General features: G+C 55.0%; 21 protein-coding genes and 2 pseudogenes. 12 read left to right on the forward strand and 11 right to left on the reverse strand.

All coding sequences use genetic code 11. The features are described from left to right. Nucleotides 1–132: 132 nt before the first annotated feature. The gene (gene moaC / locus JX360_RS06930; RefSeq protein ID WP_341830537.1) at nucleotides 133–669 is read right to left on the reverse strand and encodes a cyclic pyranopterin monophosphate synthase MoaC; all 537 of its coding nucleotides are present in this window, start codon (nucleotides 667–669) and stop codon (nucleotides 133–135) included. A gap of 40 nt (nucleotides 670–709) precedes the next feature. Next, entirely contained in the window at nucleotides 710–1,201 is a 492-nt protein-coding gene (locus JX360_RS06935; protein WP_244349917.1) for a Tic20 family protein, read from the reverse strand. Between the two features lie 280 nt (nucleotides 1,202–1,481). Between JX360_RS06935 and JX360_RS06940 the strand changes: the two genes are divergently transcribed. Then, on the forward strand, nucleotides 1,482–1,949 hold the full coding sequence (locus JX360_RS06940; protein ID WP_244349918.1) for a hypothetical protein: 468 nt from the start codon (nucleotides 1,482–1,484) through the stop codon (nucleotides 1,947–1,949). Nucleotides 1,950–1,984: 35 nt separating this feature from the next. Here the strand turns inward: JX360_RS06940 and JX360_RS06945 are convergent, their stop codons facing one another. Both JX360_RS06945 and tnpA read right to left on the reverse strand, forming a co-directional pair. Then, nucleotides 1,985–2,368: a hypothetical protein gene (locus JX360_RS06945; RefSeq protein ID WP_244349919.1), complete on the reverse strand. Its 384-nt coding sequence runs from the start codon at nucleotides 2,366–2,368 to the stop codon at nucleotides 1,985–1,987. 148 nt (nucleotides 2,369–2,516) lie between these two features. Continuing rightward, nucleotides 2,517–2,922 (reverse strand): annotated as a pseudogene (gene tnpA / locus JX360_RS17860) (IS200/IS605 family transposase); the annotation flags it as partial. A gap of 24 nt (nucleotides 2,923–2,946) precedes the next feature. Here tnpA and JX360_RS06950 point away from each other — a divergent pair. The 3 genes from JX360_RS06950 (at nucleotide 2,947) to JX360_RS06960 (ending at nucleotide 6,346) form a co-directional block, all read left to right on the forward strand. Next, the gene (locus tag JX360_RS06950) at nucleotides 2,947–4,458 is read left to right on the forward strand and encodes a hypothetical protein (RefSeq protein WP_244349920.1); all 1,512 of its coding nucleotides are present in this window, start codon (nucleotides 2,947–2,949) and stop codon (nucleotides 4,456–4,458) included. Nucleotides 4,459–4,590: 132 nt separating this feature from the next. Then, complete coding sequence (gene pxcA / locus JX360_RS06955; RefSeq protein WP_244349921.1) at nucleotides 4,591–5,967, forward strand: proton extrusion protein PcxA; 1,377 nt, start codon at nucleotides 4,591–4,593, stop codon at nucleotides 5,965–5,967. A gap of 160 nt (nucleotides 5,968–6,127) precedes the next feature. Then, the gene (locus JX360_RS06960; protein WP_244349922.1) at nucleotides 6,128–6,346 is read left to right on the forward strand and encodes a hypothetical protein; all 219 of its coding nucleotides are present in this window, start codon (nucleotides 6,128–6,130) and stop codon (nucleotides 6,344–6,346) included. A gap of 224 nt (nucleotides 6,347–6,570) precedes the next feature. On the opposite strand, the gene rlmD is transcribed toward JX360_RS06960, so the two are convergent. The 3 genes and pseudogenes from rlmD to JX360_RS06975 all read right to left on the reverse strand — a co-directional run. Next, nucleotides 6,571–7,965 (reverse strand): 23S rRNA (uracil(1939)-C(5))-methyltransferase RlmD, encoded by a 1,395-nt coding sequence (gene rlmD, locus JX360_RS06965; protein WP_244349923.1) that lies wholly within the window; start codon nucleotides 7,963–7,965, stop codon nucleotides 6,571–6,573. Between the two features lie 22 nt (nucleotides 7,966–7,987). Next, the gene (locus tag JX360_RS06970; protein WP_244349924.1) at nucleotides 7,988–8,485 is read right to left on the reverse strand and encodes a sensor histidine kinase; all 498 of its coding nucleotides are present in this window, start codon (nucleotides 8,483–8,485) and stop codon (nucleotides 7,988–7,990) included. Between the two features lie 25 nt (nucleotides 8,486–8,510). Next, nucleotides 8,511–8,922, reverse strand: a pseudogene (locus JX360_RS06975) (IS200/IS605 family accessory protein TnpB-related protein); the annotation flags it as partial. Nucleotides 8,923–9,076: 154 nt separating this feature from the next. Here JX360_RS06975 and JX360_RS06980 point away from each other — a divergent pair. Continuing rightward, on the forward strand, nucleotides 9,077–10,363 hold the full coding sequence (locus JX360_RS06980) for a tetratricopeptide repeat protein (RefSeq protein WP_244349926.1): 1,287 nt from the start codon (nucleotides 9,077–9,079) through the stop codon (nucleotides 10,361–10,363). On the opposite strand, the gene JX360_RS06985 is transcribed toward JX360_RS06980, so the two are convergent. Next, the gene (locus JX360_RS06985; RefSeq protein WP_244349927.1) at nucleotides 10,354–10,878 is read right to left on the reverse strand and encodes a late competence development ComFB family protein; all 525 of its coding nucleotides are present in this window, start codon (nucleotides 10,876–10,878) and stop codon (nucleotides 10,354–10,356) included. The genes JX360_RS06980 and JX360_RS06985 overlap by 10 nt on opposite strands. 31 nt (nucleotides 10,879–10,909) lie before the next feature. Between JX360_RS06985 and JX360_RS06990 the strand changes: the two genes are divergently transcribed. Continuing rightward, complete coding sequence (locus JX360_RS06990; RefSeq protein ID WP_244349928.1) at nucleotides 10,910–11,326, forward strand: hypothetical protein; 417 nt, start codon at nucleotides 10,910–10,912, stop codon at nucleotides 11,324–11,326. Nucleotides 11,327–11,459: 133 nt separating this feature from the next. Beyond that, the gene (locus JX360_RS06995; RefSeq protein ID WP_244349929.1) at nucleotides 11,460–13,457 is read left to right on the forward strand and encodes a primary-amine oxidase; all 1,998 of its coding nucleotides are present in this window, start codon (nucleotides 11,460–11,462) and stop codon (nucleotides 13,455–13,457) included. Between the two features lie 109 nt (nucleotides 13,458–13,566). Here the strand turns inward: JX360_RS06995 and sat are convergent, their stop codons facing one another. The 3 genes from sat to JX360_RS07010 all read right to left on the reverse strand — a co-directional run bounded on the left by sat (nucleotide 13,567) and on the right by JX360_RS07010 (nucleotide 16,087). Then, on the reverse strand, nucleotides 13,567–14,757 hold the full coding sequence (gene sat, locus JX360_RS07000; RefSeq protein WP_244349930.1) for a sulfate adenylyltransferase: 1,191 nt from the start codon (nucleotides 14,755–14,757) through the stop codon (nucleotides 13,567–13,569). A 71-nt stretch (nucleotides 14,758–14,828) separates the two neighbouring features. Then, nucleotides 14,829–15,308 (reverse strand): hypothetical protein, encoded by a 480-nt coding sequence (locus JX360_RS07005; protein WP_244349931.1) that lies wholly within the window; start codon nucleotides 15,306–15,308, stop codon nucleotides 14,829–14,831. Next, nucleotides 15,305–16,087: a ParA family protein gene (locus JX360_RS07010; RefSeq protein ID WP_244349932.1), complete on the reverse strand. Its 783-nt coding sequence runs from the start codon at nucleotides 16,085–16,087 to the stop codon at nucleotides 15,305–15,307. Before JX360_RS07010 ends, JX360_RS07005 begins: the two co-directional genes overlap by 4 nt. A gap of 141 nt (nucleotides 16,088–16,228) precedes the next feature. Between JX360_RS07010 and JX360_RS07015 the strand changes: the two genes are divergently transcribed. From JX360_RS07015 to JX360_RS07035, 5 genes are all read left to right on the forward strand, one after another. Next, the gene (locus JX360_RS07015; protein ID WP_244349933.1) at nucleotides 16,229–17,515 is read left to right on the forward strand and encodes a glucose-1-phosphate adenylyltransferase; all 1,287 of its coding nucleotides are present in this window, start codon (nucleotides 16,229–16,231) and stop codon (nucleotides 17,513–17,515) included. Nucleotides 17,516–17,597: 82 nt separating this feature from the next. Then, the gene (locus tag JX360_RS07020) at nucleotides 17,598–19,376 is read left to right on the forward strand and encodes an ABC1 kinase family protein (RefSeq protein ID WP_244349934.1); all 1,779 of its coding nucleotides are present in this window, start codon (nucleotides 17,598–17,600) and stop codon (nucleotides 19,374–19,376) included. A 42-nt stretch (nucleotides 19,377–19,418) separates the two neighbouring features. Further along, nucleotides 19,419–19,799, forward strand: a complete 381-nt coding sequence (locus JX360_RS07025) for a ssl2009 family thylakoid membrane protein (RefSeq protein WP_244349935.1) — start codon at nucleotides 19,419–19,421, stop codon at nucleotides 19,797–19,799. Between the two features lie 144 nt (nucleotides 19,800–19,943). Continuing rightward, nucleotides 19,944–20,276, forward strand: coding sequence for a YggT family protein (locus JX360_RS07030; RefSeq protein WP_244349936.1), 333 nt, complete (start codon nucleotides 19,944–19,946; stop codon nucleotides 20,274–20,276). Between the two features lie 161 nt (nucleotides 20,277–20,437). Further along, nucleotides 20,438–21,790 carry a cytosine deaminase gene (locus JX360_RS07035; RefSeq protein WP_425244370.1) on the forward strand — a complete coding sequence of 451 codons (1,353 nt, stop codon included), beginning with the start codon at nucleotides 20,438–20,440 and terminating at the stop codon, nucleotides 21,788–21,790. Nucleotides 21,791–21,815: the final 25 nt, after the last annotated feature.

The raw sequence follows: 21,815 nt of genomic DNA on the forward strand, positions 1-21,815 counted from the left end.
TGGGATCCCTGCTTGCAAAACCCTCTCAAATCTTAAGTTTCAGCGCAGAGCTTGCCCTTGAGCTGTTGGAAGTCTGTCACACCTTCTGTCACACTGTGCTGAACAATCCGATTACTCTCTCAAATCCTAAGCTCAATCCTGAGATCCAGCGCTTGCCGGTGGACTTGTTTCTGCCTCAAAGGGGCCCGACTTGCCACCGTATTTGCGCAGCAGTCGAATATTCTCGATCACCATCGTCTTTTCCAGGGCCTTGGTCATGTCGTAGAGGGTAAGGGCAGCCACAGAAACCGCCGTTAGAGCCTCCATCTCCACCCCGGTTTGGGCGCTGGTTTTGACGGTGGCCGTGATGAGAAACCCCGGCAAATGGGGATCCGAATCCAGATCCACACGGACACTGCTAAGCGGCAGAGGATGACACAAGGGGATTAAGTCAGCAGTGCGTTTGGCAGCCATGATCCCGGCCAGTCGAGCCGTTTCCACCACATTCCCCTTGGATCCCTGACCGGCCAAAATAGCCTGTAGCGTGGCTTCAGCCATGCGCACCTGACCCTGAGCCGTAGCCAGACGAGGGGTCACGGGCTTTTCTGCGACATCCACCATGCGCACTTGCCCAGATTCATCCAGGTGGGTGAGGGGTGAACCAGGATCGTAGGGTGGATCGGGCTGCACGCCAAGAGCCTCCCGCCAAAGTTAGCTGCCGGATCCCCCATCAGTAGCGAATCCAGGCGTAAGCCGCATCCGAAAGAACAGGCACCTCAGCATAGTGGCTGCGAATGTTTTGCACCCAGGCGTAAACGGTAACAGCAATCACCCCCAACAGGGCTGTGGTCGCCAAAACCCCCATGACCGCCCCAAGGCCGAAGCTGCCAAACAGCATCCCCAGCACCTGCATCAGCAACTGCACCAGGAACAAGACGATATTCAGCAACAGGGCTTGGATGGTGTTAAAGCGGACGAAATGAGCCACGCGGGTATTCCGGACGACCAGGAACAGCAACGCCAAGAAGATCCCCATCCCCAGCCAGCCAGTAGCAAAGGGTATCAGCCGAAATAAAGGGGCAAAAATCGGGATCAAGGCCGGTACCGAGTTAAACAAACCGGAACGCACAAAGCCAAACGGCAAAGCCGATACCAAAGGCAACAGGTAGGGAAGGGATCCCCACAGCCGATTGATGGGAGTAATTTCGCCGCGCCAGGTCATATCCGTCCATCCCCTTGGATACAGTAATTTTGCCAGCTTGCCTGCAGACTCTAATAGCCGCTCGTTTGCTCAACCCAAGAGCCGATTCACAGTCGAAGCCTTGGGGATATTCTAGTCGATGGATTTTCGTGGGCTCAACGCGCTTGGGCGCAAGCTTGGCTGCTGCTCCCAAGTTGGAAAGATATTCTGGGGGAAAATGTTCAGGATGAGCGTTCTACTCAAGAGGGATTGGTATAATCAGCAGCAATTTCTGACCGTTCAGAGTTTTTGGGCTTCCACCATGAAAATCTCATCGTCTCCTGCTGCTCGCGTTGTCGGATCTTTTCTCTGGCGAGCTTGGTCTGGGTTGATTGGTTTTTTGAATGATCGGTTGTTGCCCGAGCGCTATCACGTGCAGCCTGAGGCATTACCGCAGTGGGTCGCCCAAGTTTGGGCCCATTACCTCCGCTACCGAGAAGCGTCTCGCCCAGGTGCCGTCCAGTTTCGGGGTTTGACGGTGGATCCCAGCCATGTCCAGGATCCCCGTTCGGTTCGCCTTGGCTCTCGTCCGGTTTACTACCGGGGCTGCCGCATCGAGACAGTGGCTTATTCCGGTGAGCCGACCTCGATGAACACCGTCGGAAAAGCCTTTGTACCGCCCTACTGGAAGCTCCTCAACAACCTGCGTCTGAAGTTGAATTTGGCGGACGCGGATCGCTATCAGGTCACCCCAGAGCTGCAGCGGGTGTATCGTGGCCGGGAGTTCTGAGAACACGTGAGAACCCCCGGTTGCACGCACTGGGCCTAGAGGCTAGCACATTGGTCTTCTTTGTCTCCAGCTTGATTGCCGCCACCGGTGGGAGCTGGATTGTTTTCCTTGCACTGCAGATTTTCGCGGATCAGATTGTTGGTGAGGGTGAGGCCGCCGCGATTTTTCCAAGCCTGTAGATTCCCTTCCACATCGTTGGCTGTGGCATTGAGGGCACCACGATTCTCCTCAAATTGCAGATCCCCATCGATGGTGACGGACAGGATGGATGCGGATCCCCCCTGTTTGCCATCCGGCACGATCAGGTTGTCTACTGTGGAAGCTCCCACAGCTCCGGTACACCGAAAGTCGTCGGCATGGGCGGCAGGGATCCCGCTCAACAACAGCAGAGTTACCAATCCCAAAATTTGAGGTTTCATCTTGGTCTCCGATAAAAGCATTTGAACGAACTTTGCCGCACTCCCCATCCTCGCTCTAGCAGGATAAGGTCAAGGCAAGGCAGGCGCAGCGAAAGCGGAGACTGCCAACAGTCTTTCGGTTAACGGTGCTCCGCACCGCTGCGCGAGCGTCATATCCCTGCTCCTCAATGTATTGCTTGAGCACGTCCAAACTGGCTCCATCAGCAGCTGTACCCACGCTTCCCAAAAACTGGCTCCCAGTAAAACGGGCGCAAGTGTTCCGCAAACTCTTTGCGAATCTCCCTACTGCTAATCGTTTTTAATGTGTTGACCAGCCTAGAAACAGCCACATCAGAGACCATATCAACCAATAGGTGAATATGGTCTTTTTCTCCCAGGTCAGCCTTGCATTCCAGCAGTAAGCAGTTCTGAGCCTCACAGATTCGCTTAAACAGTCCTGCCATCCTTACTTCCATTTGCTCAGTGATACACGAATGTCGATATTTTGTAACAAACACTATGTGGAGATGAATCCTGTAAATACAGTAGAAGAAAGCCCTGAAGCCCTTTAGCATGGCTGTCACTATGATAATTGTTCCATGATAAACCGAAAGCCTATCATCCGTACCGATAAGTGGAGCCTTAACCCAACAGCGCAACAGCAAATGCTGTTTGCTGAAACGGTAAAGGTTTATCGTCGTTTGTGCAGGCATTTGGTGGGCGTGATTTACACCCATTGGGCAGAGCTAGGAGGATTGTCGAATCAGCAGATCATCCCTGCTGTGGAAAGGTTGATTCACCAAACTGCTCAAAACCCGAATGTGAAATACGCTTCGTTTGATAGGGTGTTTCACAAATTTCCAAGCTACTACCGCAGAGGTGCAATTGCCTTTGCATTTGGGCAAGTGAGCAGCTTTGTCGCCCGTTATCAGCAATGGCAATCAGGCACTCGCAAAAGACGAGAGGCTAACCCTCCCACCCTGAATGCGAATACAGGCTGCTATCCAACCCTGTACAAAGGACAGTGCTACAAACTGCATGGCTATGACCAAGTAGAAATCAAGGTTTTTACAGGTACGGATTGGATTTGGACAACCGTTCAGATTGCGGGGCTAGGAGAGCGGCATAGGGTCGATACCAACAAACTGTTATCGCCGTCGCTGATTTGCAATCAGCATTCGTGTCATCTCTCTGTCCCCTTTGAGTGTCACCCCGAAAAGCGGCAATCCGACCAAAACGTGGTTGCTGTTGACCTGGGCATCAACACTACAGCGACGGTTTCGGTTGTAACTTTTTGCGGTACTGTAATCCACCGTGAGTTGATTCACCCTGGAAGAGACATAGACCGCAGAGACAAACAGCTGAAATCGGTATCCGTCAGAGCAAGCAAGACGATCTTGCTACGCAAGGTGCGGAGCACCATCTTGCTACGCAAGGTGCGGAGCACCATGGGGAAAGGCGGAAAACTACAGAAGGGATTCTGCTCTAACACCTATCGAAAATGCCGCCATATCAACCAACAGATTGCACACATCGTCTCGAGGCGAATTGTGCAGATTGCCAAAGCATTTAACGCTGAGGCAATCGTATTTGAGAACCTAAAAGGCTGGAAGGCAACGGGAGGGCGGAAACGCTCCCCTTTGCGGCAGCGCTTTCAGGGTTGGCTCAAAAGCATGATTCGGGACTATAGCGAGATGAAATGGCAAGAGGCTGGGGGTAAAACCATCGATGTGATTGCTGCCTGTACCTCAAAGTTGGCGTATGACGGCTCTGGAGTTGTGGAGCGCGACGGCAGGAACTATGCTTTGGCTAAATTCGCCTCTGGTAAGCGATATTCGGCAGACTTGAATGGCGCTTACAACATTGCTGCCAGAGGGATTCTTAAGCTCACTTGCCGAAAGGAGAGTGAGGGGTATTTGGGCAAAAGTTCCCGATACTCGCCTAGAAGCTGGGCTGGTTTGTGTGACCTGTGGGCGAATCAGAGAGTTACAGGTCAGCACCGACACCACCACCTCGCCTCAGCAGGTGGTGTGAGCTTCATCTGGTCCTTACCTAACCTAACTAGCTCTAGACCCAAAGATGCCCCGTCTCAACCCAACAAGCCAGGATAGGCTTGAACTCAGTCGCTTCTGGATGCTTTTGGACAGGGAATAGGGATCCCTGCTCAGACCCAAAGAAGTCGTTACAATAATCAAGACAGGTGGGTGGATCGGCCCGTAGGGGAAGCGCCACAGGAATGTGCAATGGGAGAGTCCGTCTTTAGCAGGTTAGGTCAATGGATCTCGAATACACCCCTGCGCTCTCTTGAGCAAGCTTATGAGGCCGCCCTTCGCATCAAAGCCATCGAAGATCAACACTTCCACGGACAATCTATCAGGAGTGATGGAGAACATGGCCAAAATGTCAGTCGCTACTTTCAAATTCAACTGCGTCAACAACTCAGCCAAATAGAGCTGCGTCTGGCGGAATTTCGAGCCAGTAGCACCTTTTCTCGTCTGCCGGATCCCAGTCGCAACGGCAGCGGCCCCATTGCTTCCTCTGGCCAAGGTGCCCAAGATCAGGATAAAGAACCCCATCCTAGCGACCCTGTAAGCAACGACAAGAGCCCTGAAAACGGTCGCCAAAGCCGGGATCCCTCTATTTTGGAGAAATTGCAGTTTATCGACCAGGTGCTCTCTCGCTACAAACGTCCCCCTGGCAAACCCAAATCCATCGCTGCCCCGTTAGAGTCTCCCGATCAGCCCCAACAACTGGCCCCGACCCAGCCCACTCCCTCCGACAAAGGGGACAAGACAAGCCCCAACAATGGCAATGCTCCTGTTGCCTCCAAAATGGGGATCCTACCCCGCTCCATTCTGCGCACTGCTAGCCAGATCCGGCGTGAGCTGAGTTCCCAAGCAGAAGAAGAATTGATCCGTGATTACCGCAACTCCCGCAATCGTACGTTGGTATCGGTGCGGTTTCTATTGTTGTTGGCGATCTTGCCTCTGCTCACCCAAATTCTCTCGAAAAATTTTCTGTTTGGGCCGTTGATAGATCACCTGCAATACCAGAACCCTACTGCTATCACCCTCAGCCAGGAATTTCAGGAAAAAGCCCTGTCAGAGTTCGAGTTTTTTAAGGAGAAAATTGAGTTTGAGCGAGCCTTGCGCCACCAGTCCCCAGAACTGGATTTGGAGGCAGAAGATCAGCTCTCAGCCAAAGCAGAAGAACTGCTGCAAAAGTATGGCCGTAAGAACTCAGAAGGGATCAAAAATGTTTTTGCCGATCTATTGTCTCTGGTTGTATTCGGTTGGCTGATCTTCATTGGGCGAGAAGAAATCGAGGTACTTAAATCCTTTTTGGATCGCCTCATCTATGGTCTGAGCGATAGTGCCAAGGCTTTTATTATCATTCTCTTTACAGATATATTTGTAGGTTATCACTCACCCCATGGATGGGAGGTACTCCTCAGTAATTTAGCCGCTCACTTGGGGGTACCGGAGAACCGAGATTTGGTCTATGGCTTTATTGCGACTTTCCCGGTTTTTCTGGATACGGTGTTTAAGTATTGGATCTTCCGCTATTTGAATCGGGTATCGCCCTCTTCGGTGGCCACCTACCGGGCCATGAACGATTAACCCACTCCTTAGTCGCTAGTCGGCGGGAAGCCCCGTGCTCTCCCGTTGGCGCAGCCTGCCTGCATAGGGGAGTGTCAGGATGAGAGTCAGGGATGCTTACGGGAAGCAAGCGACTACCGACTCCAGCCAACCCACAAACAGCGATGTCAAGTGATGTCAAATGAGCCCCTGGCGCAACATGTTGCGCCATCAGTACAACTGGATGCTGGCCGATTGCTTTGATGACCCTCCGGGTCGTGCGGAGCACGATTGGTGGGAGACGAACCGCTGCCCGGTCAATGCTTGCCCACTGGTGGCGAGTATTGCCGAGCTACGGGAGCAGCCCAACTACCTACTGCAGCCAGAAGCAGTCATTGCCCAGTCTCTCAGGAGATGGTGAAGCGGGTCAACTTGGCCTTTGATTTGAGCGGTTCACCAAGGGTGATGGTTCGGGCAAGCCCCGGTTCAAGGGGCAGCACCGTTATCGGACATTCACCTATCCCCAGGCAAGCCACGACTGGAAGACACGGCGCAAGCTCCATTGGCTGTTGATGTTGCTTTTGTCCTGCTAGGGGTTCAGTAGGGCAACCTAAGAGAGCCAGTCTCAAGTATGCGTGGGTTGCTTCAACCCCGCTCCAAAAAGGCAACTCCCTCCACATGCCCTGTTTGAGGAAAGAAGTCGGCTGCTCGCCATTGGGTCAGTCGATAGGATCCTTCTGCAAGGAGAACCTGGAGGTCTCGAGCCAGCGTCGCTGGATGACAACTGATGTAAACAAGCCTTTGGGGTTGTCGAAGCAACAGGGTCTCCAGCACCTGGCGATCGCAGCCGCGGCGCGGGGGATCCAGCACCACGATATCGGCAGGTGGCAAAGTGGGCAGCACCTGTTCGACGGTGCCCTGGAAAAATTGCACCGAGGTGATGCCATTGAACTGGGCATTGTAACGAGCCTGGAGCACAGCTTCTGGCAGAGATTCCACCCCCACAACCCGTTTGGCCCGTTGCGCCAACAGCAAGGTGAAGGTGCCAATGCCGCAGTAGGCATCGAGGAGGGTTTCATGCCCTTGTAGTTGCAGTTGATCGGCAATCCAGGTAAAGAAGGCTTCCGCTTGCTCGGTATTCACCTGAAAAAAAGAAGTGCTGTCAATCCAAAGGGAAAGGCCAGCAAACTCCTCCCGTAGGGCACCGCGGCCGGCAATCACTTCGGTTTGCGGGCCAAAAATGGTGTTGGTACGAGCCGGGTTGAGATTGAGGCAGACCCCCACCAGGTCGGGATAGCGATCCAGCCAGCGCTGGGCCCAAGTTTCTAGCTGAGGGAGCCGGCGACTGCGACTCACCAAGGTCAGCAGCACCTCGCGGGTACGGCGACCGATGCGCAAACCCAGATGACGCAGGTGCCCTTGATGCCGAGTTTCCTCATAAACACTCCAGCCAGTTTCTTGCAGATCCCGCTTAATTTCCCTGAGGAACACATCCAGCCGTTCATCTTGGACGGGGCATTGGTTGAGATTGACCAGGCGGTGACTACCGGTTTGGTAGTAGCCCATGCGCAACGGTTGCCCTTCCGGTTGGGCGATGGGGTAGGTGACTTTGTTGCGGTAGCGAAGCGGTTGCGGGGATCCCAAGATGGGCACCGGCTCCGGCAAAGGGATCCCCCCAATCCGTTGGAGGGCATCGGCCAAAATCTGCTGTTTGGTGGCCAACTGCATGGCATAGCTCACGTGCTGCCACTGACAGCCACCACATTTGTCCGCCACGATGCAAGCCGGTCGTACCCGCTCGGGGGAGGGAACCTGTATCGATTGAATCCGCCCAATCAGGTAGTTGCGCCTGGTTTCGATCACCCGCACTTCTACCTGATCCCCAGGGATCCCTTGGGGTACGAAGACCACCTGTCCTACTCCAGGGCCAGCGGTATGGCCAATGCCATCCCCTTGGGGGGTAAGCCCGGTGATCTGCAGCGAGAGGAGGTCTCCCGGTTTGACCTGAGAGGGAGCATCCGAAAGGGGAGAAACAACCATGGACGGCTCAAAGAAGGGCTTTCTATTGTGGCATGGGCGTGGCATGGGTTTGGGATTGGGGGCTACCCTCCACAGGAAGCTGAACATAGAAGCAGGTTTGGTTATTGCCACTGCTGACTCGAATCGTTCCGTGGAGTTGTACCACCATTTGTTGAATCAGTGCCAATCCCAAACCTGTCCCCCCCTGTCGCCAGGGATCCCCGGAAGGGATACGATAAAACTTCTCGAAAATGCGCTCCTGTTGGTCGGGTGGGATTTCAACCCCGGTATTGGTAACGGCAAACCCGATTTGTCCAGTGGGATCCCCCCCCGCTACTGCCAGCGGAGAGGAGGCAGAGGGGTAGATCACCTCCAGTTGGATTTGAGCACCAGGAGGGGAATACTTACAGGCGTTGTTCAGCAGTTCCGCCAAAATCCGCCCCAAATAGTTGCAGTCCGTCCGAAGCTGAGTGAGGGTGGGATGCAGCGTCAGGGTCAGGGTTTGCTGCCGCTGTTGGGTGCGGGTATGAAGCTCTCCCACCTGGCGTAGCCGAGGTGGGAGTGTCCTATGCCAATCTCGAACTATCCAGAGTCCAGAGATCACATAGACAAGCCCAGCTTCTAGGCGACCGTCCAGAGCTTTTGCTGAAACGGCCCTCACTGTCCTTTCGGCAAGTGAGCTTTAAAACACCCCTGGCAACGATATTTTGGTTTCCGTTGAGGTCGCGATTATAGCGTTTGCCAGAAGCAAATTTTGCTAGCGCGTAGTTCTTTGAATCGCGCGTGACAATCCCAGAACCATCGTAGGCCAGCTTCGAGGTGTAGGCGGCAACGATATCAATCACCTTTCCACCCAGTTCGCGCCACTTCATTTCGGTGTAGTCGCGGCTCATCCCTTTGAGCCAACCCTGAAAGCGCTGGCGCAGGTTAGAGCCTCGCCCCCCCACCTGTTGCCTTCCAACCCTTCAGCCCCTCAGAGCTGATTCGCTCAAATGAAGATTGGGTCAGCCTTTTGAGGCTAAGCACGAGACCCTAATGCTGTCTGAGATACTGTCTAGCCCAACCATCGCTCAGCCAAGTGCCAATCCACTCTCTATGCTCGTAAGCTGGGTTAGGGCTCGCAACGGAATGGATGGCAAAACGCAAGGGATTTGGATCAGGGGCTAAGAAACAGCCACCCCTATCAGAATGGGTTCGCCAAGCAGAGGCCCAACTGCGGCAAGGCCAGGTGATTCGATGTCGGCAACTCTGCCAACAGGTGCTTTCGCAGCAGGGATCCCTTTCTGGAACTGCTGAAGAAATGGCAGTTGCACAGGCATATGCCCTGTTGGGTCAAATTGAACAGGGATGCGGGCACTTTCCCGCCGCCATGTTGCACTACCAGCAGGCTATCTTGACCTGTCCACCTACCGCTCCGGCTAGCTTGATTGCCGAGTACCACGCCCTGTTGGGGAGACTGTTGCGCCAGATGGGGGAGAAGAAACAGGCCCAGTCGTTATTTGAACAGGCGCTGGCGCGGGATCCCGATTTGCTACTGGCGCGGGTGGGGTTGGCGGATCTGCTCCAGGCGCAAGGGGAGTTCGAGGTGGCCCTGGAGCACTATACCCTAGCTTGGCAGGGATCCCAGCAGGAGCCGGATATTCCGTATCAGATTGGGATGTGTTTGTGGAAACAGGGGCAAGGATCGCAGGCAAAGGGTTGGTTTCAGCAGGCCCTCTCTCTACAGCCGGATCACAGCGATGCCCGTTACATGCTGGCGATTTTGGGAGAATTGCCCTTACCGGATAAAACTCCCGCCGCTTGGGTAACCCGCCTGTTCGATGAATATGCCCCAAGATTTGAGCAGCATTTGCTACAAAAGCTGAACTACCAGGGACCCCAGGCTCTGTGGAACGGGATCCTAGCGGTGGCAGAAGCCCAAGGATCTGCCCCTCGGTTTGAACAGGCCCTGGATTTGGGCTGCGGCACAGGCTTGGTGGGATCCCTAGTGCGCCCCTACGTGCAGCGGTTGTGGGGAGTGGATTTGTCCGGTCGCATGGTGGAAATGGCCCGTCAAAAGGGCCTTTACGACCAGTTGGTGCAAGGGGATTTGCTGGAGCTGCTGCAGCGGACACCGGAACGTTACGACCTGATCTTGGCGGCAGATGTGTTCATTTATTGGGGAGATTTGGCTCAGGTGTTCCCAGCCTGTGGCCGAGTGTTAACCTCCGGTGGGCTTCTGGCCTTTACGGTTGAGCAGGGATCCCTCTCCGGCTACGCACTGGGATCCACAAGCGGTCGCTTTGTCCACTCCGAATCCTATATACGGCAGCAGGCGGAACGGGTGGGACTGGATCCCGTATACCATCAGGACTTTACCCTGCGGCGCGAGGGAGAAACGGGTGTACCCGGAGCAGTATGGTGTTTGCGTCAGCGGTAACCCCAAGCATCCCGAGGTGGATCGGTTGGCTGAGGTCGGGTTTGGGGGATCCCTGCTGAAAGAGCATTGGCCCGATCCGCAGCCGCCTTCAGCTCAATCAAAGCAGACATGACATTGCTCCAATCCAGATCAGGGCGGCTCAACAGCTCCCGGATCTGGTTCAGCACCGCTTCTGACTTTAGGGTTTGGGGGAGGGGAGAACGTTGCCGGTTGGGGGAACGTTTCACCGCTTCAATGCCTTGGGTCACCAACCTAGCGATATCTTGGCTGGCCCGCACCAAAGCTTTTTCCCGCTGAAAACTCCAACCATTGCGATTGGTGGCATACATGGGCTGCATACGGTTCAGCACATAACCGGCCACATCCACAGCATCAATTTTGTCTTTTTGGCTGTCGGGCAAGCGACCCAACTGACGAGTCACCTCCTGCATCACCATCTCTTCCAAGACGTTGACCAACGGGCGGGTTGGTTGTGGGCTGGGGCTGACGCCCCCTTGGGAGGTACGGGAATACATAAAAATAGGGGGCTTGGAAAACGTTTGGATATTGCCCTTGATTCTAGCGGGATCCCACAGGGGCATGGTGTGGGGTGGCAATGGCTTGGCTTCCGTTCGTATGCTGGTGAGCGACGAGCACCGATTGAGGCTGAGCGTGAGGATCGTCTGGGAGCGCAGCATTTACGGCGGCAATGGCCGAGTGCCTTGCATTATTTGTGGCGGGTGGGCCAACCCTGTCCAGAAACAGGGGCATCAAGTCTTATTGGCGGTGGTCTACAACGATCGTGGCCAAATCTACGGGGAAGCCTGCCGTAGCTGTGTCAACTTGGGGGCGAAAGGGATTAAGGAATGTTTACAGGAACGGATTGCCCGCCTGCGCAACCAACTGCAAGATTTGCAGGAATTGGAACGGGGGGAGGTGCAACTGCCCAGCTTAGAACAGGAGTTAAGCGCTTATTTAGAGTGACATGCCCCTGGAGCACTACGTAGCGTTAGATGCACTTGCGCAGGAATGGGCGTGATTAAATGGGACACCTTAGGTGAGTCAGTTTAGGCACGACTCCTCACCCCACTTAGCACACTCAGAAGGGAGTTTACCCATGTTGTGGATTGGGCAGTGGCCCCGTTGGTTAAAAGCACTGAGCATCACCCTGGCCTTTGGATTGGGCCTTGTTGTGCTCACCATCACCTCTTCACTGGGATCCCCAAAGATCTCTCATCCGCTGGATCCCCTCACCGCTGAAGAAATTGAAACCACCGCCAGTGTGATCCGCGCAGCAGAACGTTTGGCGGAAGATGCCATCTTCGTGATCATTGATTTGCAGGAGCCGGACAAAACCGAGGTACTCAGCTTTCAGCCTGGGGATCCCTTCCGTCGCGAAGCTTTTGCCATCGTCTATGAACCGAAGGCCAACCGCACCTACGAAGCGGTTGTGGATTTGATGGAGGACAAGCTACTCAGCTGGACGGAAGTGCCGGATGTGCAGCCGGCCATGGTGGCCAGCGAGTTTGGCTTGGCTGCCGAGGTGGTGAAGGCGGATCCCGGCTGGCAGGAAGCGATGCGCAAACGGGGGATCACCGATTTTGACCGGGTGGCTGTCGATTGCTGGGCTCCCGGCAACTTGACCGAGGAAGAAGAAGCCTCTGGGGATCGCTTCTGTCGCGGCATTTCCTACTACAAGGGTGACAACTGGAACTACTATGGCGCACCCATTGAAGGGGTGCTGGCCACCGTCAACCTGAACAGCGGCAAAGTCTCAAGGCTAATCGACGATGACACCATCGTCGCGTTCTCCAAAGAGAGCTTTGATTACGACCTAGCTTCTCTGGGCACGGTTCGCCCCGCCCCCAAACCCCTGAAACTCACCCACCCCAACGGAGCCAGCTACGACATCAACGGCAACGAGATTACCTGGCAAGGCTGGAAGTTTCGCTACCTGATGCACCCGCGTGAGGGATTGGTGCTCTACACGGTGCGCTACCAAGAGGGCGACGAAGAACGGCCTGTGTTCTACCGGGTCAGCCTCTCGGAAATGGTGGTGCCCTACGGGGATCCGGAAGAAACCTGGTATTTCCGCAACGCCTTCGATGTCGGGGAATACAACTTTGGTTTACTTGCCAACACGATGGAATTGGGCAAGGAAGTGCCGGAAAACGGTCTGCTGTTGGATGCCGTCTTCGCCGATAACGATGGGGAATCTTATGTGATGCCGGGGGTCATCGGCCTCTACGAACGGGACAACGGCATGCTCTGGAAGCACTACGACTACAACAGCGAGCGCAACGATGTCCGCCGCAGCCGCGAGCTGGTGATGACCATGACCGCCGCCATCGGCAACTACGACTACGGCATTAGCTGGGTGTTTCACCAGGATGGCACCTTTGAGGTGCAGGCAGACTTGACCGGGATCGTCTTGGCCAAAGGAACCGATGCAGTCACCGCCGCCGATGCGGATCCCTTCGCTCCCTTGATGGCTCCCCATGTGGGCGGTACCAACCACCAGCACTACTTCAGTTTCCGGCTGGATATGGATGTGGATGGCACCGACAACGGCATCATGGAGATGAACCTCAAGCCCCTACCCAAAGGCCCCGACAACCCAGCCGGCAACGCCTTCATCATGGAAGATACCCACCTGATGACCGAAAAAGAAGCAGTACGGGATATGAACATGGCCAGCAGCCGCAAGTGGGTCATTGTCTCCACCTCGAAGGAGAATGCCATCGGTGCCCACACAGCCTATGCTCTTATGCCTGGTCCAAATGCTGTGTTCTTACCCGTGGAGGGAGCCAACGTGCGGGATCGAGCCGGATTTGCCACCCACCACTTCTGGGCCACCCACTACAAACCCGGTGAACTGTATGCGGCGGGTCTCTACCCGAACCACAGCAAACCGGGCGAAGGGTTACCCGAATGGATTAGCGATGACCAACCTCTAGAAGGGGAAGATCTCGTCGTCTGGTACTCCTTGGGAGTTTCCCATGTGCCCCGTCCAGAGGACTGGCCAGTCATGCCAGTGCACAGAACAGGCTTCAAACTCATGCCCTGGGGCTTCTTCGACCGCAACCCAGCCATTGATCTGGCGGAACCCGCCTAAAACCAGAGGGCGATCATCCGAATCGTCCCAGTGGGGTCTGGACTGTTCCAGGCCCTCTTTTCTGGCACAACTCAGGTCTTCTCACAGCAACAGGGATCCCGAATAGCCCTTATCCACGCTCTCGCATCGCTTCTGCCAGCAGTTGGGCCACTTCCGGTCGAGAAAACTCCGGTGGGGGCACTTCGCCGCGCCGCAACATTTCCCGCACTTTGGTGCCCGAGAGGTGGATGCGCTGGTGGGGTTGGCTGGGGCTGGTCTTGGCCGTAGCCATCGTACCCGTGACGGTGCAGTAGAAGGCATGTTCAAACTTCAGGGGGATAATTCCTAGTTCCCCCGGCTCAAACTGATCAAAAATGGACTGGGCATCGTAGGTGCCGTAGTAATCCCCTACCCCCGCGTGATCCCGTCCAACAATGAAATGGGTGCAGCCGTAGTTCTTGCGGATCAGAGCGTGGAAGATCGCCTCGCGCGGGCCAGCATAGCGCATGGCCGAAGGATTAATCGCCAAAATCACCCGATCCTGGGGGTAATAGTGCTCGATTAACACCTCATAGCAACGCATCCGCACATCAGCGGGAATGTCATCGCTCTTGGTGGCCCCCACCAGCGGGTGGAGAAACAACCCATCCACAATTTCCAAAGCACACTTTTGGATGTACTCGTGGGCACGGTGGATCGGGTTGCGGGTTTGGAAACCTACAATGGTTTTCCAGCCTTTGTCACGGAATTGCTGTCGAGACTGGGCCGGATCGATCTGGTAGGTTGGGAAGAGGGGATGGGGATCCCGTTGTAAAAGGGTGACTGGGCCGGCCAAGTAGACGGATCCCTGCTCGTAGAGCACCTTCACCCCTGGATGGTTGTCGTCCGTAGTGCGGTAAACCTGCTGGGCTTCGTGGGTTTTGTCGTAGGTGAATTTTTCCGTCAGCTCCATCAACCCCAGAACTTTTCCGGTGGCAGAGGCCAGAGCCAGCATTTGCCCCTCTTTCAAACCAGCAGCTTCTTCCGGGGTCACGGGTAGGGTGACCGGGAGCGACCAAGCCAAACCATTGGCCAGATGCATAGTTTCCACCACCGCCTGATAATCCGCCTGGCCCATAAACCCTGTCAGGGGGCTAAAGCCACCAATGGCGATCATCTCCAAATCCGATTGGGCTCGCTCACTCAGGTAAACAGTAGGGCAATGATTGGCCTTTGAGCGCAGCTCCTCCACCTGCTCAGCTAGGGCAATGCGATTGATCAGGGTACCCCCGTGGGGAGGAATGGCATCACGAATAGGGACAGTCGATTGGGATTGGCTCATGAGAAATAAGGGTGGGAATCGTAAAGCAATACACAACAGGAGGACTGGTTAATCGAAGTTAATCCACCAAATTAGTCCAATAAGTAGGGAGGCATCTTCTCATCGGTGGCCGATACATTGTCAAAGATGGGCCGGTTCATGATCTTCTTTTGCGTGTGGGCTAGGGGGGAAGGTTGCGGCTGAGGTTTTGGCTGAGTTGGGGCTTGCCCTTGGTTGCTGCGCAACTCTTGGATGGTTTTGGCCCGTTCGTCCGCTACAGCTTGTAATTGCACCAGGGCTTTTTGTAGCTCATCCCGATGGGCACTCACCTGTTGCAACTGGGTTTGCAGACTGGAGATTTTGGCTTGGTAATCCTGCAGTTGCTGTTGGCTTTCTGCCAGTTGGCTTTTCAACGCTTCCACTTCCGCTGAGGACATGGCCGGTTCCGGGTTCTGGGTAGATTCTGAATTGGGTTCTGACTCGGATTTAGCGCTTGCCTTGCGCCGAGAGCCACTGGAGCGGCGGGAAGAGCCTCCCGCAGAAGAAAACAGGCTACGGTCAGATCCAGTCACAAGAGCACCTCATGCTCAACAAATTGCAGCAACCGCTGACACACCGCTGCCCCAGGCCGATATTCCATCACCGTCAGGCCATAGTCAAAAGCTGTGCGCAAATCGCTGCTATCTGGAATAGTAACGGGTGAAAGCACATCCGCGAAAATCTGTTGCGCTTGCACATACAATTGGCCCGTATGGGATCCCGACCAAATGCCCCCTGGCAGATAGCGATCATCCAACATGGTCAGCACGGTACGGGCCTGGGTGAGCTGGCCTTTGAGGGCATTGATGTAGCGCAACGTCACCTCTGTACAAGAAAAATCCGCTCGGTTGAGCCGTGTCGGGATCACCACCCGCTGGGCCACCTGCAGGGCATTGGCGGTGAGAGCATTCAGCTCCCCCGGCGTATCCAGAAAAACAAAGTCGTAGTCCGCTTGCAAGGAGCGGAGTTGTTGCTGCAGGAGGTGCTGAGCTGAGGATCCGGCAGCAGCTAGATGGGCTGCCACCTCAGCCATGTTGCTGTGGGCAGGAATAACATCCACCCCCTTATCACTGGTGTAGATGACCTCTGGCAGAGGCCGTTGGTGGTGGGGGTGCAGGCAAGCCCAAACGGTTTCTTGTTCCGGCAGGGATCCAGTCTCCTCCAAATACAGACTGCTGGCGGTAGCTTGTGAGGTGAGATCGATCAGCAAGACCCGTTCCCCCCGTTGCGCTATCAATTGTGCCGCATGCACGCAGAGGGTGGACTTGCCGGTGCCCCCCTTGTTGTTGGTAAACGCCAAGATCTTTGCCATGAATTCTCCCTGCGCCGTCTGTTCTTCTTCAGGATCTTCCCCCATTCCTCTCTCTCGGGATCCATTCAGGAAGGCCGTTCAGGTGTCCCCACAGCGGTCTATGCTAGTGGTTGTAGCCTGGCCATAAGCTGGAGGAAAACCATGCGCGAGGTATTGGCAATCATCTTGGGAGGCGGGCGTGGCACCCGTCTTTACCCCCTCACCAAACGCCGTGCCAAACCCGCTGTACCCTTAGCAGGTAAGTATCGCCTGATCGACATTCCAGTCAGCAACTGTATTAATTCTCACATTGAAAAGATCTACGTCCTGACGCAGTTCAACTCCGCTTCTTTGAACCGCCACATTGTCAACACCTACCGGTTTTCTCCCTTTAGCGGCGGCTTTGTGGATGTATTGGCAGCTCAACAAACCCCGGACAACCCCGATTGGTTCCAGGGCACAGCCGACGCCGTACGGCAATATCTCTGGTTAATGGACTCTTGGAAACCGCAGGAGTATCTAATCCTCTCCGGCGACCACCTCTACTGCATGGACTACCGCCCCTTCATTGAGCACCATCGGCGAACCGGAGCAGATGTGACGCTGGCGGTATTACCCTGTGGCGAGAATGTCGCCTCCAGTTTTGGCTTACTGAAGATCGGCGAGAACGGGCGCGTTGTTGATTTCAAAGAAAAGCCGAAAGGTGAATTGCTAAAAGCCTGCCAGGTGGATACCCAAGCCCTTGGACTTAGCCCCGCAGAAGCCCAAGCCAAGCCCTACATCGCCTCGATGGGCATTTATGTGTTCAAGCGAGAAGCCTTGATCGAAATGTTGAAGGTGAAGGAACACACCGATTTTGGCAAGGAGGTGTTACCTGCCGCCATCGACAAGTACCATGTGCAAGCCTACCTCTTCAACGATTATTGGGAAGATATCGGTACCATCGAAGCCTTTTACCAGGCCAATCTTTCTTTGGTGAAGCAGCCCAATCCTCCCTTCAGCTTCTTCAACAGCGAGATGCCCATCTACACCCGCCCGCGCTTTTTACCCCCCAACAAAATCCTCGACTCCCACATTGTGAATTCAATGATTGCTGATGGCTGCATCATCAAGAATGCTCAAATTCGTAACTCGATCATTGGTATTCGCAGCCGTTTGGAAGCCAATACAATTATCGAAAACACCCTGGTAATGGGGGCAGACTACTACGAGTCGGCAGAAGAGCGACAGGCTAAGCTAAATGAAGGGATCCCACCGGTGGGCATTGGGGCCAATTCTCACGTTGCCAACGCGATTGTGGATAAAAATGCTCGCATCGGACGCAATGTGCGCATTCTCAACAAAGACCACATCACAGAAGCAGAACGAGAAGAAGAAGGGATCTGGATTAGCAATGGCATTGTCACGATCATCAAAGACTCCGTTATCCCCGACAACACCGTGATTTAAGGAGGATTGGGCGGATCCCGCCCGTCTCAACGTGAGATTACGATAGATAAAGTAACATTTAGTGTTGTGAGCTGAATCAAGCGTGCCTGCCCAGCCCCAGTCCATCGCCTCCTTAGAAACCTACGATCCGCAATTCATCTCCCGCTATTACCGCTGGCGACTGCCGCAGGTGATCCGGCGTTTTCTGGCTATCTTTTGGCCCCTCTTTTGGTTTGTGCTCTGCCTACGTTGGGATCAGCTCTGGGGACATACGGATCGCAATATCGGTCAGCGCTCGGTACAGTTACGTAAGCTGCTCACCCAATTGGGGCCAACCTTCATCAAGGTGGGGCAGGCCCTCTCCACCCGACCGGATTTGGTGCGCAAAGACTTCCTAGAAGAACTGACCCAATTGCAGGATCAGTTGCCTGGATTTCCCTCCTCACAAGCCTACGCCCGTATTGAGTCGGAGTTGGGCCGTCCGATCGCCGAGCTGTATGCTCAAATTTCTCCCGAACCGGTGGCTGCCGCCAGTTTGGGCCAAGTTTACAAGGCGCAACTGCACAGTGGCGAGTGGGTGGCGGTCAAGGTGCAACGGCCCCATTTGCGAGAGTGTCTCAGTTTGGATCTGTACCTGATTCGCTGGGCTTCCACATGGTTGGCCCCTTGGCTACCCCTGAACCTGGGTAATACTTTAACGGCGGTGGTGGATGAGTTTGGCCGCAAGCTCTACGAAGAGATTGATTATCTGAACGAAGGGCGCAACTGCGAACGCTTTGCTGCCTACTTCCGTGGGGATCCGGATGTGTATGTGCCGCGGATTTTCTGGGCCTACAGCACCCGACGGGTACTGACGTTGGAGTGGATTGATGGCATCAAGCTAACGGATGTGGAACGCATCCAAGCGGCTGGTCTGGAGGTCAAGCAGCTGGTGCGCATTGGGGTAGTTTCTGCTCTAAAGCAGCTACTGGAGTATGGGTTTTTCCACGCGGATCCCCATCCGGGCAACCTCTTTGCCCTCGTCGATGGCCGTATGGCCTACATCGATTTCGGCATGATGGATCAGCTCACCCAGGAGATGAAGGAATACCTGGTGGATGCGCTGGTGCATCTGGTGGATCGAGACTACAATGCTCTAATTGACGATTTTATTCATTTGGATTTTTTGCAACCCAATGTCAATCGCCAGGAGCTGATCCCGGCTTTGGAAACGGTGTTGGCGGATGTGCTGACTCAGGAGGTGGGCAACTTTAACTTCAAAACTGCCACCGATCAATTCTCGGATTTGATGTACCGCTATCCATTCCAGGTGCCGCCGCATTTTGCCTTGGTGATCCGCTCTTTGGTAACCCAAGAAGGAGTAGCCCTCAGCCTCTATCCACAGTTTCGTATTGTCGGAGTGGCCTATCCGTATGTGGCGAAACGGCTGTTGACGGACGAATCGCCGCGCATTCGGGAACGGCTATTACAGGTGCTGATCAAAGACGGTAAGTTCCGCTGGAATCGCCTGGAAAACCTGATCCAAATTGCCCGTAGTGATGGACAACTGGATTTGGTCCCCACGGCTCAAATGGGGCTGCGCTATCTGATGTCCGAGGAAGCCCGCAATTTGCGTCGGCAGTTGGTGCTTTCCCTCACGGAAGATGACCGCATTCATGTTGAGGAGTTGCAAAGGCTTTGGCATTTGCTCAGCTCTGATATTTCCCCAACCCGCCTCTGGCAAGCGACGATGGCATCCCTACCCAACCCCTTTGCAACCGATTTGCAAGACACCTTTGCTGAACTGGGAGAACAGGTGCAAGCTCATCTGGAACAACTGAGCCGCTGGCGCCCTCTACAACCTTGGCCGGATCTGCTGGCGGGAATGGGGCAACAAAGGTAGAACGGAAGAAGACAAACCTCAGTTATTTACCTGGACGAAAGCGTGGCAGATCAACAGGGTGATTTTATTGCAGGGGTGGTGACGGGAGCCGTATTGGGCGGGATCCTGGGCGGGGTGATCGGGTTTGTGCTTGCCCCCAAAATTGGCAAGGGATCCGCGGAAGGGCAACGACGGGATCCCGAACGACTAAATGGCAGCTCGACCATCCCCATGACCACGGGACGACCGCGCATCGGTGCTTCTTCAACCTCGGCTATCCCGAACGACTGGAATGCTTGGGAGACTGAAGCAGAGCGCATTGCTCAGGCCCGACGCACCCTAGAAGCCAAGATCGCTGAATTGAATGAGGCTATTCAAGCCACCCGCGCCCAGCTCCTTGTCAAGGATGTGCCTTCAGCCTCTCAGGAGAAGCGGGGAGAATAAGCCGGAAGGGATCCCTGCCTAGTTTTTTCCCTGTCCATGCCAAACTAGAAGCGGTATGGGTTGGGTGTATCCGTTTCCCAAGCCTGACCCGATGCTTGCTTCTACCCACTGACTGTGTTTGTTGTCCCTCCGCTTTTTCCAACCATGATGCTCAGCCACCTTTTTTTGTCCCCTCTGACCTCGATGGATAGCCTCTCCTTTGGGTTGGTCTACGCCACTGCCGGGTCGTTGCTGTTTCGCTCGATTTACCAGTTCATCGTCATCTACAATGTGCTGCTCATTGTTCGCATTTTGTTGAGCTGGTTCCCGCAACTGAACTGGTCGAACCCGATTCTATCGGTGCTGAGCCAACTGACGGATCCCTATCTGAACCTGTTTCGGGGCATTATTCCCCCCATTGGTGGCTTGGACTTTTCCCCGTGGTTAGCCTTTATTTTGCTCAGCTTTGCCATGCAGGTGGTGGGCCAATTTGCCTAGTGCTGGGTGGTGACCGCTATTTTTTCAGGGCTTAGTCAAGTCGGGATCCCGCTGGGTAAACATTGTTTTTTAGACTCCGATTTTTCTGTGCCGTAGCATTTGCTCCATCCTGACAGGTCGGGATCCTCCTAAGATCAGGAGTCACTTTTTTGCTGCCCGCCATGCAGATCCCCAGCGTTGACCACTATCGGTTGCTCAATGCCCAGGTTCCCCTCTCGGTACTCAAAGATCCGGTACCGGGGGCTACCCCCAATCCAGACAACCTAGTTTTGTTGGATTTGGAGATTCGTGCTGGGGTGATCACTCAGATCCAACCGGCCAACAGCCCTGCTCCAGAAGGGATCCCGAGCGTGGATCTCAAACGAGGTCAAGTGTGGCCCTGCTTTCTGGATATCCACACCCATCTCGATAAGGGGCACGTGTGGACCCGCACCCGCAACCCCGATGGCACTTTTGCCAGTGCTGCCCAGGCTGCCCAAGAGGATTGGGCGAAGATGGATCAGATCTATGCCGGGGATCCGGAGCAATTCCGGGAGGATGTCTATCGCCGCTTCAACTTCGGCCTGCGCTGTAGCTATGCCCATGGATCCCAGGCGGTGCGTACCCACATTTCCTGTACCAGCCCCCAAACCATTGCCAACCTGGATGTGTTTGCCCAACTCAAACAGGAATGGGCAGGCAAGCTCGAGATCCAAGCGGTTACCCTCTTACCCCTAGAGTTTTTCCTCACTCCGGAGGGGGAAAAGCTGGCGGATAAAGTGGCAGACGTGGGCGGGATCCTCGGCGGCGTCACCGCAATGGGGCCAGACCTAGACCGACAATTGGATCGGGTGTTTGCCTTGGCCAAGGAGCGCGGCTTGGATCTGGACTTTCACACCGACGAAACCGATGATCCGGGGGCAATCACCCTGCGGCATGTGGCGGCAGCCGCTTTACGCAGCAAGTTTCCCAACCCAGTGGTGTGTGGTCATTGCTGTAGTTTGGCGGTGCAACCGCCGGAGGTGGCCAGCAAAACCCTGGAAATGGTGCAGGAAGCCGGAATTGCGGTGGTCAGCCTGCCCATGTGCAATCTCTACTTGCAAGATCGCAACCCCAGCCGTACCCCCCGTTGGCGCGGCGTTACCCTGCTACACGAACTGAAAGCCCTCGGGGTACCGGTGATGGTGGCCAGTGACAACTGCCGGGATCCCTTCTATGGCTTTGGGGATCACGATGGCTTGGAGGTGTTCCGGGAGGCAACCCGCATTCTGCACCTGGATACCCCCTATGGAGATTGGCCCCAGGCGATTACAGCAACCCCGGCCCGCATCATGGGTTTGGCGGATCGCGGCCAGATTGGGGTGGGTTTGACGGCAGATTTGGTACTGTTCAAGGGGCGTGGCTTTGACGAGTTGCTGTCTCGCCCTCAGCATGACCGCGTGGTGCTGCGGCAGGGTCAAGCGATTGATACCACCCCGCCGGACTACAGCGAGTTGGATGATCTGATGGCCAAAGTGGGGGCTGTTGTCGTTTGAAGAGGGGATAGTGAGTGGGTACTGA

This window comes from Thermostichus vulcanus str. 'Rupite' (assembly GCF_022848905.1).
In the GTDB taxonomy this organism is placed as follows: domain Bacteria; phylum Cyanobacteriota; class Cyanobacteriia; order Thermostichales; family Thermostichaceae; genus Thermostichus; species Thermostichus vulcanus_A.